This is a genomic window from Nocardia sp. NPDC055029 (genome assembly GCF_053608525.1).
In genome coordinates, this window is the sequence record NZ_JBSGVQ010000072.1 from 1 (window position 1) to 14,010 (window position 14,010).

General features: G+C 62.2%; 11 protein-coding genes. 3 read left to right on the top strand and 8 right to left on the bottom strand.

The window, feature by feature from the left end; all coding sequences use genetic code 11:
- On the top strand, positions 1-423 hold a 423-nt coding region (locus tag ACWF9G_RS33845), incomplete at its 5' end, for an alpha/beta fold hydrolase (protein WP_452520271.1).
- A 307-nt stretch (positions 424-730) separates the two neighbouring features.
- On the opposite strand, the gene ACWF9G_RS33850 is transcribed toward ACWF9G_RS33845, so the two are convergent.
- From ACWF9G_RS33850 to ACWF9G_RS33865, 4 genes are all read right to left on the bottom strand, one after another.
- Positions 731-4,018 (bottom strand): protein kinase domain-containing protein, encoded by a 3,288-nt coding sequence (locus ACWF9G_RS33850; RefSeq protein WP_452520273.1) that lies wholly within the window; start codon positions 4,016-4,018, stop codon positions 731-733.
- A gap of 188 nt (positions 4,019-4,206) precedes the next feature.
- Positions 4,207-5,049: a formate dehydrogenase accessory sulfurtransferase FdhD gene (gene fdhD, locus ACWF9G_RS33855; protein WP_452520274.1), complete on the bottom strand. Its 843-nt coding sequence runs from the start codon at positions 5,047-5,049 to the stop codon at positions 4,207-4,209.
- 10 nt (positions 5,050-5,059) lie between these two features.
- Positions 5,060-7,360, bottom strand: coding sequence for an FdhF/YdeP family oxidoreductase (locus tag ACWF9G_RS33860; RefSeq protein ID WP_452520276.1), 2,301 nt, complete (start codon positions 7,358-7,360; stop codon positions 5,060-5,062).
- Positions 7,361-7,595: 235 nt separating this feature from the next.
- The gene (locus tag ACWF9G_RS33865; RefSeq protein WP_452520277.1) at positions 7,596-8,114 is read right to left on the bottom strand and encodes a Zn-ribbon domain-containing OB-fold protein; all 519 of its coding nucleotides are present in this window, start codon (positions 8,112-8,114) and stop codon (positions 7,596-7,598) included.
- Between the two features lie 430 nt (positions 8,115-8,544).
- On the opposite strand from ACWF9G_RS33865, the gene ACWF9G_RS33870 reads away from it, so the two are divergent.
- Complete coding sequence (locus tag ACWF9G_RS33870; protein WP_452520279.1) at positions 8,545-9,402, top strand: SDR family NAD(P)-dependent oxidoreductase; 858 nt, start codon at positions 8,545-8,547, stop codon at positions 9,400-9,402.
- A gap of 64 nt (positions 9,403-9,466) precedes the next feature.
- Here ACWF9G_RS33870 and ACWF9G_RS33875 read toward each other — a convergent pair whose 3' ends face one another.
- The 3 genes from ACWF9G_RS33875 to hpnE all read right to left on the bottom strand — a co-directional run bounded on the left by ACWF9G_RS33875 (position 9,467) and on the right by hpnE (position 12,146).
- Positions 9,467-9,961: a hypothetical protein gene (locus tag ACWF9G_RS33875; RefSeq protein WP_452520281.1), complete on the bottom strand. Its 495-nt coding sequence runs from the start codon at positions 9,959-9,961 to the stop codon at positions 9,467-9,469.
- 114 nt (positions 9,962-10,075) lie between these two features.
- Positions 10,076-10,570: a 4Fe-4S binding protein gene (locus ACWF9G_RS33880; protein WP_452520283.1), complete on the bottom strand. Its 495-nt coding sequence runs from the start codon at positions 10,568-10,570 to the stop codon at positions 10,076-10,078.
- A gap of 229 nt (positions 10,571-10,799) precedes the next feature.
- A complete protein-coding gene (gene hpnE, locus ACWF9G_RS33885; RefSeq protein WP_452520285.1) occupies positions 10,800-12,146 on the bottom strand; it encodes a hydroxysqualene dehydroxylase HpnE in 1,347 nt (448 codons plus the stop codon).
- Between the two features lie 560 nt (positions 12,147-12,706).
- Between hpnE and ACWF9G_RS33890 the strand changes: the two genes are divergently transcribed.
- Complete coding sequence (locus tag ACWF9G_RS33890) at positions 12,707-13,360, top strand: TetR/AcrR family transcriptional regulator (protein ID WP_452520287.1); 654 nt, start codon at positions 12,707-12,709, stop codon at positions 13,358-13,360.
- 407 nt (positions 13,361-13,767) lie between these two features.
- Here ACWF9G_RS33890 and ACWF9G_RS33895 read toward each other — a convergent pair.
- Positions 13,768-14,010, bottom strand: a 243-nt coding sequence (locus ACWF9G_RS33895) for an NAD(P)(+) transhydrogenase (Re/Si-specific) subunit beta (protein ID WP_452520289.1), incomplete at its 5' end; no start/stop codon positions are given.

A 14,010-nucleotide genomic window follows, 5' to 3' on the forward strand; every position in this document is an offset into this window, starting at 1 on the left:
CCACAGGAGGTGTTCGACGGCATCACTGCTGCGGCGCGGGCCGACCGCTACGCCTGGTTCACCCAGTTCTACAACAACTTCTACAACCTGGACGAGAACCTCGGAACCCGTATCAGTGACGAGGTGGTGCGGGCCAATTGGAATACCGCCACGGTCAGCGCGCCGATCGCCGCCTATGCCGTCGTTCCCACCTGGATCGAGGATTTCCGCGCCGATGTCGACGCGGTACGCACTGCCGGGCTACCGACCCTGATCCTGCACGGCACCCGCGACAACATCCTGCCGATCGACGCAACCGGCCGCCGGTTCGCAAAGCTGGTCCCGCACGCGGAATACGTCGAAATCGAGGGCGCACCCCACGGCCTGCTGTGGACCCATGCCGACGAGGTCAACACCGCACTGCTGCGCTTCGCGAAAGCCTGACCACACAGCGAAACGGCCGGAGCGCAACTCCCATCCGGCCGTTTCGCCTGAACTCAGCACGCACTCGGCTTCCACTCGAGACCTCATCTCTACCGAGGTGGCAGACATCCCCGTGTACCGAGTCTCGACACACAGGCATCTTGCGACACACGCGCGTCAACTGCCATGCCTAGAGCGATAGACCTTCCTGCGGGGCTTGACGATTCTGCTCGAAACCGATCACTGGAGCCACTGAGGACCCGTGCGGTGCCGCCTGCGGATTGCAGTCGGAGCGCCCACGGCGACACGATCGCACAGCACGCGCGTGTCAACGACTACGCCCCTCGGCGTCTTCCACCATCCACGCCGCGATTTGTGCGCGGGATGTGTATCCAAGTTTGGTCAGGATGTGTTCGACGTGCCCTTGCGCCGTGCGCTGCGAGATCACCAGTTTCGCGGCAATCTGCTTGTTGGTAAGCCCTTGGGCAATAAGATCCGCGACCTGCCGTTCGCGCTTGGTCAGCTCCCCAGATGCATCTGACGCGGATGCAGAAGCCGTTGGCTGCTCACGGAGCGCATATGCCGTCGCGGCGTCCATTCCCATCAATCTCCCTCGTCGGAATGCTGTTGTGAACGCCCGGCTGCCGAGGGCTGCGCGAGCTCCTCGTTCACATTCATCGTGATAATGCAAAAGCTCTGGGAGACTGAAGACGACGCTCCCCACGGATCGCCACAGTTCGTCCGCAGCTCCCAGAAGCACCGCGGCCCGTTCAGGCTGGCCTTCGGCGCCTGCAGTCCAAGCCATCCCCTCGAGACTGAGCGCGGCGACCAACGAGCTACGCACCCGCTGGTTGATATGCAGTGCTTCCCCCAGATGCTCTTGTGCCCGGTGCCGCTCGCCTTGCCGCCACGCAGCAATACCTATGCCCCACAGCGCGCTCGACCGGAACAGCGATTCGCCACACGCCTCAGTGATGGAGAGTATTTGCTGGTGGTACTCGATCGCCCGCTTCGTATCACCTTGCAGCGTATTTGCCCAACCGAGCATCGTCAGAACAGCAACATCGAGAAATTCCGCCCGATTCGCTCCGAACACCTCGACGACACGCTCTAAAACGGAGGACGCACGCACGAGGTCACCGCTGTAGAACGCGAGGACACCGTCGATGTAGGCGATCCTTGCCTCGGTGATAGGGCTTGGATCTTGCTCGGCGAGCGTATGCGCTTGCTCGACGAGGGCGGCGGCCGAATCGAGATCCCCCTGATAGACGGCCATCGTGGTCCCGACTACGAGCGCCTTGACACGATCAGTGATCGAGCGGGCACGAGGATGATGGAGGACGCGGTCCAGCCAGCGTCGGCCTTCGCCGTGTAAACCCCGGAACGTCCAGAACATCCATAATGCGCTGGTAGTACGGAGTCCGGCTTCGGCTGCGTCCTCCGTATCTTCCGCCAGGCAGAACTCGAGCGCCTCGCGCATGTTGGGTTGCTCGCTTTGCAGCCTTTCGAGCCAGTCGAGCTGCCGGTCGCTGATCCATCCCGCCTCTGCGTCCAACGCCAACCTCTGATACCAGTCGCGGTGCAGGCGCCGCATCAGCTGATCCTCGCCCACTTCCCGGAGCTTCTGGGTTCCGTAGTCCCGGACAGTCTCGAACATTCGGAACCGCACACCGGAAGCAGATTCCTCTCGAATCAAGATCGACTTGTCCACCAGGGAGGACAGCAGGTCGAGCACACTGTCCGGCGCCAAACCCGCACCGCAGACCTGCTCCGCAGCGTCGAGTTCGAAGCCTCCGACGAAAACCGACAATCGAGCCCACAGTCGCTGTTCGCCGGGAGTGCACAGCTGGTAACTCCAGTCGATGCACCATCGCAGTGTCTGTTGCCGCGTCGGCGCGGAGCGGCTTGACCGCGTCAGCAGCGCATACCGATCACCGAGCCGTTGCAGAATCTGTTCGGGCGACATCGTCCGCATCCGAGCAGCTGCCAACTCGATGGCCAGCGGCAACCCGTCAAGGTGGAGGCAGATCTGGGCAATGGTGTCCTTGTTGCCGTCTGACAGTTCGAAGCCCGGCACCACAGCACTCGCACGGTCGGCGAATAGGGTGACCGCGTCGTATCTGGGCATCGCGCGCAGCGAAAGCACCCGCCCAGGATCGGGGACAGCCAGGGGCAGCAGCCGAAGCAACGCCTCCCCCGCGATATCGAGGGGTTCACGGCTGGTGACGAGAATCCGCAGCGTCGGACAGTCCCGCAACCAAGCCTCAACCAGCTCCGCCGCCTCGGCGACCAACTGCTCGCAGTTGTCCAACACCAGCAGCGTTTCCCGCTCGAACAGGAACTCCGACACCGCCTCGGACAGTGGGCGCGCCGGATCGTCGCGCAGTCCTATGGCCGCCGCCACCACATCGACAAACAGCGACGGGTCCGACACATCCGCCAGTTCGACCATCCAGACCCCGTCGGCGAACTCCCGCTTCGCTGAAGCCGCTACCCGCAATGCCAGCCGCGTCTTCCCTACCCCGCCGAGCCCAGTCACCGTCACAAGCCGCGAAGCGGCGAGCATGTTCCGCGCTTCCGCGACCTCAGTGCGCCGGTCGACGAAACTAGTCAACTCCGACGGCAACGCGCCGCGGCCACCCCGAACTACGTGTGATGCCGAGGGTGGGCTCCATTCCTGTGTGGGCCGTTCCGGGCGTTGATGCTCTGAACTGGTGTCGATCTGCAGCGCCATCTCGTCGACCGGGAATCGATGGCGACTTTGAGCTTGCTGAATCGCCTCCCCCAGTGCTGCTGCGGAAGACCGCTCATGGGGATCGCGGCTCATTGCCGTCGCCACTATCGCCGCCATGTCCTTGGCGACGCCGCTCTCGCGAAGGTCAGGTACCGGCTGAGTGGTGATCCTCAGGAACTGAGTCACCACGTTCTCGCCGCTGCGCCGCTCGAACGCAGCGTGCCCAGTCAACGCACAGAACAACGTGGCACCCAACCCGTAGACATCAGCCGCCGGGGTAGGGGCTTCTCCTTCGAGTACTTCCGGGGCAGTGAACGCCGGCGACCCGCTCAGGGTGCCCGCTGCCGTCTGGAACCCCCCCACGACGCGCGCGATACCAAAGTCCGTCAGGGCTGGCTCACCGTAGTCGGTGAGCAGGATGTTGCCCGGCTTCACATCGCGATGCATGATGCCCAGCCGATGTGCACTCTCCAGTGCTCCGGCGATCTTCACCCCGATCCACAGCGCCTTCTCCAGTGGCAGCGGACCCAGCTGACGGATGCGCGCATCCAACGAACCCGCCGGGTGATACGGCATCACAAGAAACGGACGCCCGCTGGCGGTGCTGCCCGCTTGCAGCACAGTCACGATATTCGGATGTCCAGTCAGTCGACCCATCGCCTGCTGTTCCCGGACGAACCGTGCCTGCGTCTCCTCGTCCAATTCGGCGGTGAGGACCTTCACAGCTACAGTCCTGTCCAACGATGCCTGAGTGCAGCGGTACACCACACCGAAACCACCTCGCCCGACTTCTTCGGCATCTTCGAATCCAGCCGCGCTCAGCTCGTCCGTGACCGGGGTGGATACGTCACGGAGGGTCGAGAACGGATCATCCTCGCTCATACGCCAAGCACCACCCATCAGCATCTTCCCAGCAACTGGGGGGTACGAAAATACTGTCGGTCAATACACAGCGTATCCCACCGAATGGCAGGAAAGCGGGGGTAGTGCGTGGAGCGTCGCAGCAAACCGGCTAGCAACCAGTACCGCGCGTATCGCACCTTGCTGGTGCGTTGGAGCCCGTGCGCCGACTAAGTCGTCTCCGGTCGCCCAGAGGTGGCGCTTGGCACAATGCGACGCGAGCCCGAGTAGATGTTCATCTTCCCGCCGCGGATGAAGCCGGCCAGCGTCATCCCGGACGCGACTGCCAGATCGACCGCGAGCGAGCTCGGAGCGGATACCGCGCCGAGAATCGGAATACCGGCCATGACCGCCTTCTGCACCAGTTCGAAGGAGGCTCGGCCGCTGACTATCAGCACCAGATCCGGCGAGGGAATGAGGTTCTCGCGCAGCGCCCACCCGATCACCTTGTCGACTGCGTTGTGGCGACCGACGTCCTCGCGTACCGCCAAGCAGCTACCCTCGTAGCTGAACAGGCCCGCAGCGTGGAGCCCCCCGGTCACGTCGAATACTCGCTGCTGAGCGCGTAGCCGATCCGGCAGATCGGCCAATAGCGAGGCTGCAAGTGGCCGCCACTCGTCTGGGAGGGGATGGCGAGTCCGTACATTGATCTCTTCCAGCGCCGTCTTGCCGCAGAGGCCGCAGGCACTGGTCGTCAAGAATGACCGAGCCGTTATTTTGGCCGGTGCTCTCAATCTGATGTCAAGTACGTTGTAGGTGTTGCGGCCCTTGTCGTCAGTGCCGGAACAGTAGCGAGCAGTTGCGATGTCGGCCGCTGTTGCGATGATGTTCTCGCTCAAGAGAAAACCGTGAGCCAGGTCGATGTCAGCTCCCGGAGTACGCATTGTCACGGTGAGCGGCCGACCATCGATGCGGAGCTCCAATGGCTCTTCGACGGCCAGTGTGTCCGGGCGATGGACTATCGCTTCAGCGGCGATGCGCATCGTCGCGCGGCGGGCGGTGACTCTACTCATGTCAGCGACGTCATATCGTGTGGTTGTGACGCTCCAGGCGAATGGTGATTGCCTTGGAGACCGGGGTATTCGACCGCAGTGCAACGTGATCGAGCGGGACGAGCGGATTTGTTTCAGGATAGTAGGCCGCAGCATTGCCACGTGGAGTCGAGTACGCGACCAGGCGGAAGCCGGTTACCCGGCGTTCGATACCGTCGGTCCACTCCGACACCAGGTCGACGAGTTCCCCCTCGGAGAAGCCGAACGCGGCGATGTCCACCGGATTGACCAGGACGACTTTCCGGCCCTTGCGGATTCCGCGGTAGCGGTCATCGAGGCCATAGATGGTGGTGTTGTACTGGTCGTGGCTGCGCAGGGTCTGCAGGATGAGGCGGCCGTCGGGGACCGGCAGCCAGTGAAGAGAGTTGGTCGCGAAGTTCGCCTTACCACTTGCCGTGTGGAACTGACGCGAATCACGAGGCGGGTGCGGGAGCTGGAACCCGCCACGGTTTCGGACCTTCTGGTTGTAGTCGGCGCAGCCGGGCACCACGCGAGAAATAGCATCGCGGACCTTGTCGTAGTCGCGCCTGAACTCCGACCAGGGCACAGGGTGTGCCGGACCGAACACGGCCTCGGCCATCTCACATACGATCGCGACCTCGCTGCGCAGTTGCTTACTCACAGGCTCGAGGCGACCGGTGGACAAGTGCACCATGGACATCGAGTCTTCGACTGAAACCTGTTGGCGCTTGCCGTCTTGCAGATCTCTATCGGCACGGCCGAGGGTGGGCAATATGAGCGCCGTTCGGCCGTGGATGACGTGGCTGCGGTTGAGCTTTGTCGAGACGTGCACAGTGAGTTCGCAGTTGCGCAATGCCGCCTCGGTGACATCGGTGTCGGGGGTGGCGGACGCGAAGTTGCCCCCCATTCCGAGAAATGTCTTGACCTTGCCGTCCCTCATCGCACGAATAGCGTCGACGGTGTCCAGTCCGTGCCGCCGCGGACTGGTTATACCGAACTCGGCGTCCAGCGCCGCCAGGAACGTCTCGGGCATTTTCTCCCAGATACCCATTGTGCGGTCACCTTGCACGTTGGAGTGACCACGCACTGGGCACACACCCGCTCCTGGCTTTCCGATCATTCCACGCAACAGCAGTAGGTTGGTCGCTTCCTCGATGGTGGCCACTCCATGCACCTGCTGTGTAAGGCCCATAGCCCAGCAAAGGATGGTGGCCTTGGAGCCAGCCATCAACTGGGCGGTGCGATCCAACTGTTCGCGAGTGAGGCCGGTGGCTTCCAGTACGATATCCAGATCGACTGTGCGCATATGCTTTTCATACTCGGTGAAACCAGCGGTATGCGCGTCGACGAAACCGCGATCGACAACAGTCCCCGGGGCTCGACGATCGGCCTCGAACAGTAGTTTGCCCAAACCTTGGAACAGCGCCATATCGCCGCCCAGCCGGATTTGAAGGAACTCATCTGCGATGTCTACGCCCGTGGTGAGGCCTTTCACCGTCTGCGGGTCTCGGAAACCGATGAGGCCGGCCTCGGGCAGCGGGTTGATCGCGACGACCTTGGCTCCGTTGGCTTTCGCCTTCTGCAGGGCCGAGAGCATCCGCGGGTGATTCGTTCCAGGGTTCTGACCGGCGACCACAATCAGGTCCGCAGCTTCGAAGTCGGCGATCGTCACCGAGCCTTTGCCGATCCCGATCGAGTTGGTCAGCGCGGCGCCGGAGGATTCGTGGCACATGTTCGAGCAATCCGGGAGGTTGTTCGTCCCGATACTCCGCGCCAGAAGCTGGTAGAGGAACGCGGTCTCGTTGGCAGTGCGGCCTGACGTGTAGAACACGGCCTCGTCCGCCGACTCGAGACCACGGAGGCTATCGGCGATCAGGCTGTAGGCGTCCGTCCAGCTGATCGGGACGTAGTGGCTTTGAGACGGTCGCAGCACCATCGGATGTGTGAGCCGACCCTGTTGACCCAGCCAGTATCCCGTCTTCTCAGCCAGCTCGGCGACGGAATGCCGCGCGAAGAACTCCGGCCCGACCGTGCGCAGCGTCGCCTCCTCGGCGACGGCTTTGGCACCGTTCTCGCAGAACTCCGCAGGTCGGCGGTGGCCATCTGGTTCCGGCCACGCACAACCGGGACAATCGAATCCATGGCGCTGATTGACCCGCATCAGCGTCCGAGCTGTGCGAAGGACACCCATCTCCTGCACAGCGTGATCCAGGGCAATGGCGACAGCGGTAAGACCCGCTGCCTGCTTCTTCGGCTCCCCCACCCGCAGCGCGGATTCATCTATGTCCGGTTCCGGCGCCTGACGATGCATATCCCTGTTTTCCTTTGGTCAACAATTCTGCCGGAGCGCACCGCACGAGGCCAGTCAGCAACACTCCCCACTCAGACAGAGAGCATACCATTGTTGACATGTCGTCAACTCTGCCGTTGCTGTTCCCCTACCGCCACCGAAGCTCGGCACTCCCCATTGAGGAGGTCTGGGTGAGCTGACTTCATCGGATCGAGCCAGCGCCGAATCTGCCGCGCCCACCATCCACTTTCCGCCGTCAGTCATCACAAGGGACACAGCCGCGCCATGTCTCCCCGCCGCCACCTGCAGACGGATACCGGCAGCCTGAACCTTCAGAAGCAACGCAAACCGCGAATACCGGAAACCTGTCCTGCTGCGGCACCGGCTGAAAGTGGACCCGTATGTGGCGTCCGTAGTCGAGGGAGACTCCCCCTTCGATCGATGTGTAGACCCAAGGTCCCTCATCAAGTTCGACGACTGCGATCGTCAATGGCATCAGTTCGCCGTGGGGACCGAAGCGATCCACCAGCCGCCACGACACGATCGTCCCGGTTCCCGCCGATGGCACCCACGCGAGCCGCTCGGAGGCGCACGATACGCAGCTATTCGTGAGCGGTGCGAATAGCTTGTCGCAGCCTGTGCAATGCCGGATCATCAGCGTGCCCTCCCTGCCCGGGACCGGGTTACGTCCGACTCCGCCGCTCGCAGGTTGCGCAGTGGGTGTAGACATAAGACCTCCCGTCAACGGTGCCGATAGATTTGGTTCCATCGTCATCCGCCGGGGGGCATCGCAGCGAGGGTGGAATGACCCGTGGCATACCTATTTCTCGGCATCGCGAGCGGCCTGCTCGCCGTTTCCATCCACTCTGCACGTCGTGGCGCCCGGCCCATCGCGACCTCGTGTGCCGAGACCGAGCCGCAGCGCGCGCTCGACCCATCCTCCAGACACAAGCTGGTGTAGATGGCATCCGGCTCCCTACGCATCCGAGCTAGCCCGTGGTCGACGATCGAGGTGCGTCGCTTGTCGGGTACCCGAGTGCAGTGGCGGACCATGCCGCCACCATGCGCCATTCACCGGTCCTCGCGACACAGACCGCCGTGATGACTCGATACCGACAATCCGCATCACAAATCAGCGGATCTTGCGTAGTGTTCAGTGAAGTATGCCACGCATACTGTCGGTTCGTGAAGTTTGGAGAAGAGGAATGCGCACATCATCGGTCAGTCGTCCGAAAGCCATCGATATTCGTGATCGAGGATCCGACGGGGTCGGCAAGACCGCACTCGTAACGGGCGCTTCCAGCGGGATCGGCCGGGCGATGGCCGACCTGTTGGCGGCGAAGGGATTCGACGTCGTCCTGGTAGCTCGGCGCAAGGAGCGCCTGGTCGGGATCGCCCAGGAGTTGAATGAGAATTGGGGAGTTACGGGCATCCCGCTCGTTGCAGATCTGGCCGATCCCAGCGCCCCGACTGATATCGTCGCCGAACTCGAGGCGTCCGGGATCCATGTCGACTTCCTCGTCAACAACGCGGGATACAGTCAGCGGGGCCGCTACGACAGCTTCAGCTGGGAAGACCACGAAAAGCGCGTGCGCGTGATGGGGACGAGCACGCTGGAGCTTACGCACCGGGTACTCCCGGGCATGGTTGAGCGGGAGTGGGGGCGGATCATCAACGTCAGTTCGATCTCCGCGTTGTTCCCGTGTGCGCCGACCGAGGCCATCTACTCCGCGACCAAGGCGATGGTCCAGAAATTCACCGAGAGCATCGCCGCCGAATACGCGGGCAGCGGAATCCGATGCACGGTCAGCATTCCCGGGTTCACTGCCACAGAGATCTTCGAGGTCGAGGGTGGCGGGTTTGAAGGTATCAAGGACAACCCCGCATACCGCGCGATGATGATGAGTCCCGCCACAGTCGCACGCCAGGCATATGACGCGGTCATGTCGGGCAAACCGCAGATCGTCCATGGCGTTCATCACAAGGTGATGGGAGTCCTCCTGCACAACACTCCGCTGCCGTTTGGACGGTGGCTGGTCAAGGCCTTGCTCGAGCGAGCCTGACCCCGCAGCGAATGCGAAGGGGGCCGCCGAATGTCGGCCCCTTCGCACATCGACGCCTGCGAGATCAACCTTGCGCAGCTTTCAGGAGGTTCTCATGCGAGGTGTACTTGACCCGCGGACGACCATTCGACTGCCCTTCCCTGCGCTCCGCAGAGTCGATCGACTGCCATCCGGCATGATCCACGAGATCCGGTTGCCGCTCCTTCAACCCAGCTCGATCCGCCTGTGGTGCGGCAAGTTTCCCGTCCGTGTAATCGGTGATCACCTGACCGACGGTCTCGTGCGCGTCGACCCGATTGGTTCCGATGACGCCACGCTGGCCGCGTTTGATCCAGCCCGATACGTACAGGCCGGCCATCGGCGCACCCGCCATCAGCACCCTGCCTCGGTCGTTGGGCACGACACCACCGCGTTCGTCGAATGGGAGGCCTGTGATCGGTACGCCACGATAGCCGATGGATCGAAGCTCCAATGATGTCGACAGCTCCGCGGTGCGGTCGGTCGGGCGGGCAACCAAACTTCCGTCTTCCGAAACCAGCTCGTTGTATACGAATTCCACCGCTCGGTCCTACCATCACCGGTGACTGCGGTCGACGAGGCGAGGTAGCGGAACAGGATGCGCTTGTTGTCAACGCTAGCGGTTCTAGGGCTCGGTATCTGATCCTTCCAGCCACTATCGGCTTTCGGGATCGAGCTCGATCTCGGCCGGATCGATGATGATATCGACGCCTTTCAGGTGGCGCAGCGCCAGGAACTCCGTCGATGTATATGCAGCTGGCAGCGGGCCACGGCGTCCAAGCACGACAACTTCGCGAATATTGCTCTGCCGCAGGGTATCGAGGGCGTGATCGGCGATGTCGGTTCGGGCAGCTCTTCCGGATCGGAAGTGAGCACCCGTGCGACATCGAGCGCGACATTGCCGTTGCCGACGATGACGGCGCGTTCCCGGAGAGATCGAACGTGCGTTGATCTCACTGAACCGCACCAACGGCGCCGTCAAATCGTCCTCGGAAAAGATCGCTCCCACCGGACAGGCGATCGCGCATGCTCCGCATTCGATGCAGGCGTCTGGATCGAATGCAGAGCTGCTCAGCGGTACTGAACTCCGGATCGTCCGGATGGAGAGGAATGCAGTCGACCGGATACCCTGGCACACAGCTGGCGTCATTACATCAACGCTGCGTAATCACATAGGGCATATCCGCCTATCCTGGACCTCCTCGAGTGGCAGTCAGAGCGATACCGCGCTGCCGCACCGGTTGAATCCTGCCCACCCATACCGGTTTCTGCTCTGAACCGGCATCGCGAACGGCGGTCCGTCCATCTGTATACGCATATATGATTCGGTGCGTCGATAGTGTGTTGGAGACGATGACCACCTACGCCGTCGACTTCATCTAGGCCGTGAGCCCACGCAACTGCTGATCGACTTCTGCGACCGCGCGATGGCCACTCTCCACAGCCCCTTCCATAAGGGATGTGACACCCAAGTCAGTCCAGTCCCCAGCGAGGATCAGACCAGGCACTGGCGTACGCGACGGACGCCGTATACCGAGCTGGCCGGGCCGCGGCGAGAAGGTGGCGCGGGGTTGCCGAACGATATGCGTGTGCAAAACCTTCCGGTCAGCGAACTCCGGGAAATGCGTCCGAAGCGAATCGAGCACTTCCTCGAGCACCTCTCCATTACTCATCTTCTGCTGCCGCCATGCCGCACTCGTTACCAGGCTGTATCCGTAGCCGATGCCATCACGCTCGCCATGCACCGCCGTACGGTCGAACACCCACTCCGACACCGTCCCGATGAGACCTTCGAACGAATGCACCATCTTCAGCGGCTGATCAAGCCACACATAGGTGGAAACGATAGGAGACGCCTCGATACCGCCGACCGGAGCGAAGAAGCCCTTGTACCCGAGCTCGCTCGCATCGAAGACAGCTGCGGCGTCCCACGCCGCCAGAGCCAGCACGACCGCGTCCGCCTGGATTTCCTCGCCGTCGGCGAGTGTCACGCCGGTGCACCGTCCGTCCTTCACGTTGACGGACTTTACTTTTGCACGCATGCGGGTTTCGACACCGCGCTGCGCGAAGATCGCCTCCGCAGGTGCAACGAACAGCTCGTTGAGATCAGTTGTCGCATAACCCATTCCCATGTTGCGCGGGTCGCGCAGAGAGCGCTTGATTACGAACTTGAGAGTTTCGATCATCGTATAAGCGGAATGTCGTTGCGGCGTTTCGTTCAGCGCGATGACGAACGGATCGAAGAAAAGCGTACGGAGGGACTTCGGCGCCCGAATGCCCGTCAGCCACTCATCAACGGAGTACTGGTCGAGGCGGCGCGGAAGTTTCACCATCGCGTAAGCGACGTGAGCAAGCGTACGGACAACTGCAGGAACTTCACGCAGAGGCACTGCCCCTGACCGGAGCAGCTCGCGAGGCGTCACTGTGACAGGTCCACGACCCGGCTCACGCTGCACGTAGGAGGTGGTCCAGGCGACATTGTGCTGACTGCCGATCCGCTGCAGGTACTCCATCAGCCGTGTATAGCAGCGCAGCATCGCATGCTGTCCGTTGTCCACCATCGCGCCGGCCGCCGGAACCTCGATTCCGATCGTCCGCCCACCAAAACGACCGCGCGCCTCCAGCAAGGTCACCTGATAGCCACGGTCGCTCAACCACACCGCGCTGGAGAGCCCAGCGAGTCCGCCACCAGCTACAACCACATGGGTTCCGGACACCGTGCCCATTTCCGTCCTCCTCCATATTTCGACTGGCGCGAAAGCGGGCCACTGCTCGCCGAACCGCGATGGAAGGGCGCCACCCACGAGCCATCCATCTGTGACAGCGGTCACGATGGTTCCCTCTGCATGTTGCCACACAGCTAGCCAGGGCGTAGCGCTTTGCGTAGATATGTCCGCCTACCGACTTCGCATTCGGCATACATCTACCGGACTCTCACCCGCTACGCGTAGGCCCGATTGGCCCATCGGTGGCGAGGTCCGGCGACAGTTGGACAACGACTTGGATCGCGCGGAGCCAGTCGAGATACCCGACCCAGTCCGGACCGCCGCAGTACTGCTGATTCGAAGCCGCGTTACGTCACCGGCAGATCCTGGCCGCACTGAATCACACGCACGCGTGGACACGGATCACCTGCGAATCCGTTGACACGACGTCAGCTATACCGTCAAACTTCGCCCCTGCTTGTCGATGGTTCGGGCATCGGCTCCAGGGTAAACTGCCAAGGTCGCGGGATACGAGGCCTGCGCCGAGGTCAACAGCCGACGCGACTAAACGAGGAGCATGGATGGCAAGCGAGAACGGCACCCAGCCTCAGCGCATGGGTGCGCTCGAGCGTCGAGAACAGATTCTCGCCGTCGCCGCCAAACACTTCGAGAAACGACCCTTCAGCGAGGTGTCGACGCTCGACATTGCCAAGGACGCCGGCGTCGCGAGACCTCTGATCAATCACTACTTCGGCACCAAGCGCGATCTCTACCTCGAGGTTTTGCGGCGGCTGTCCCACGTGCCGGCTTATGTTCCTGCGGCTGCGGTGCGCGGAATACCGGAGGAGGCATTGGAGGAACGCGTCCGAGCGAGCATAGATCACTGGCTGAATGTCACCTGGAAGCACCGCTCGATCTGGACGTCGACAATAGGGATCGACATTCCGAGCCGTGACCGGGAGATCGAGCGCATCATGCAGCAGGCTGACGAGATAGCCGCCGACCGCATGCTCGAGGCACTGGGTTTGTCCGAGCGCGAGGACACCAAGCGGCTGCACGCCATGATGCTCGCCTACGGTGGACTCGCGAAATCCGCTGGGCGGCAATGGCTTATTCACCATACGCTTTCCCGCGAGGAAGTAGCAGCGATACTGTCACAAACGCTACTGACGATCGTGCGCGACGTTGCGCCCACCTTTGACCTTGACAAGAAGACCGGCTCCACCGGCGGCTAGGCCGTCGCCACATTGGACCTGACGGCTACGTCATGATCCAGAGACGATGACGACCGCCCTAGCGGGGCGAGGCGAGACATCAATCTTCTTCCGAGCAGGGTATCCCAGGCAACCTCAGGCTCGACCTCGGCCAAACACAGTTCGGGGCGTGGTAAAAGTACCGCAGCGGGAACGTCTGCACTTTGCTGTTAAATGGAGTCATGCCACTATCTCGAGACTCCGCTGATTGGGAATTGTAATTGTCTCAATCACGAGTGACGGAGGGTCAATTGCCAGGAGGGAGAACCGGCTCGATGAGCCGGCCGCGGAATAAGATAGTCGGTGTATAGAAAATACAGCACCCCTGGCATACACAAGGACCCTGCCGACCCGAAGGCAGGCAGGGCCCTGCGTGTGAAGGTGTTTTCTTACAGTGCCTTCAGTTCCTCGGTGACCGCGCCGACGGACTTCTTGGCGTCGCCGAACAGCATCGAGGTGTGATCGGCGTAGAACAGCGGGTTGTCGATACCGGCGAAGCCGGAGTTCATCGAGCGCTTCAGGACGATGACGCTCTGAGCCTGGTCGACATTGAGGACCGGCATGCCGTAGATCGGGCTGGACTTGTCGTCGCGGGCGGCCGGGTTGGTGACGTCGTTGGCGCCGATGACCAG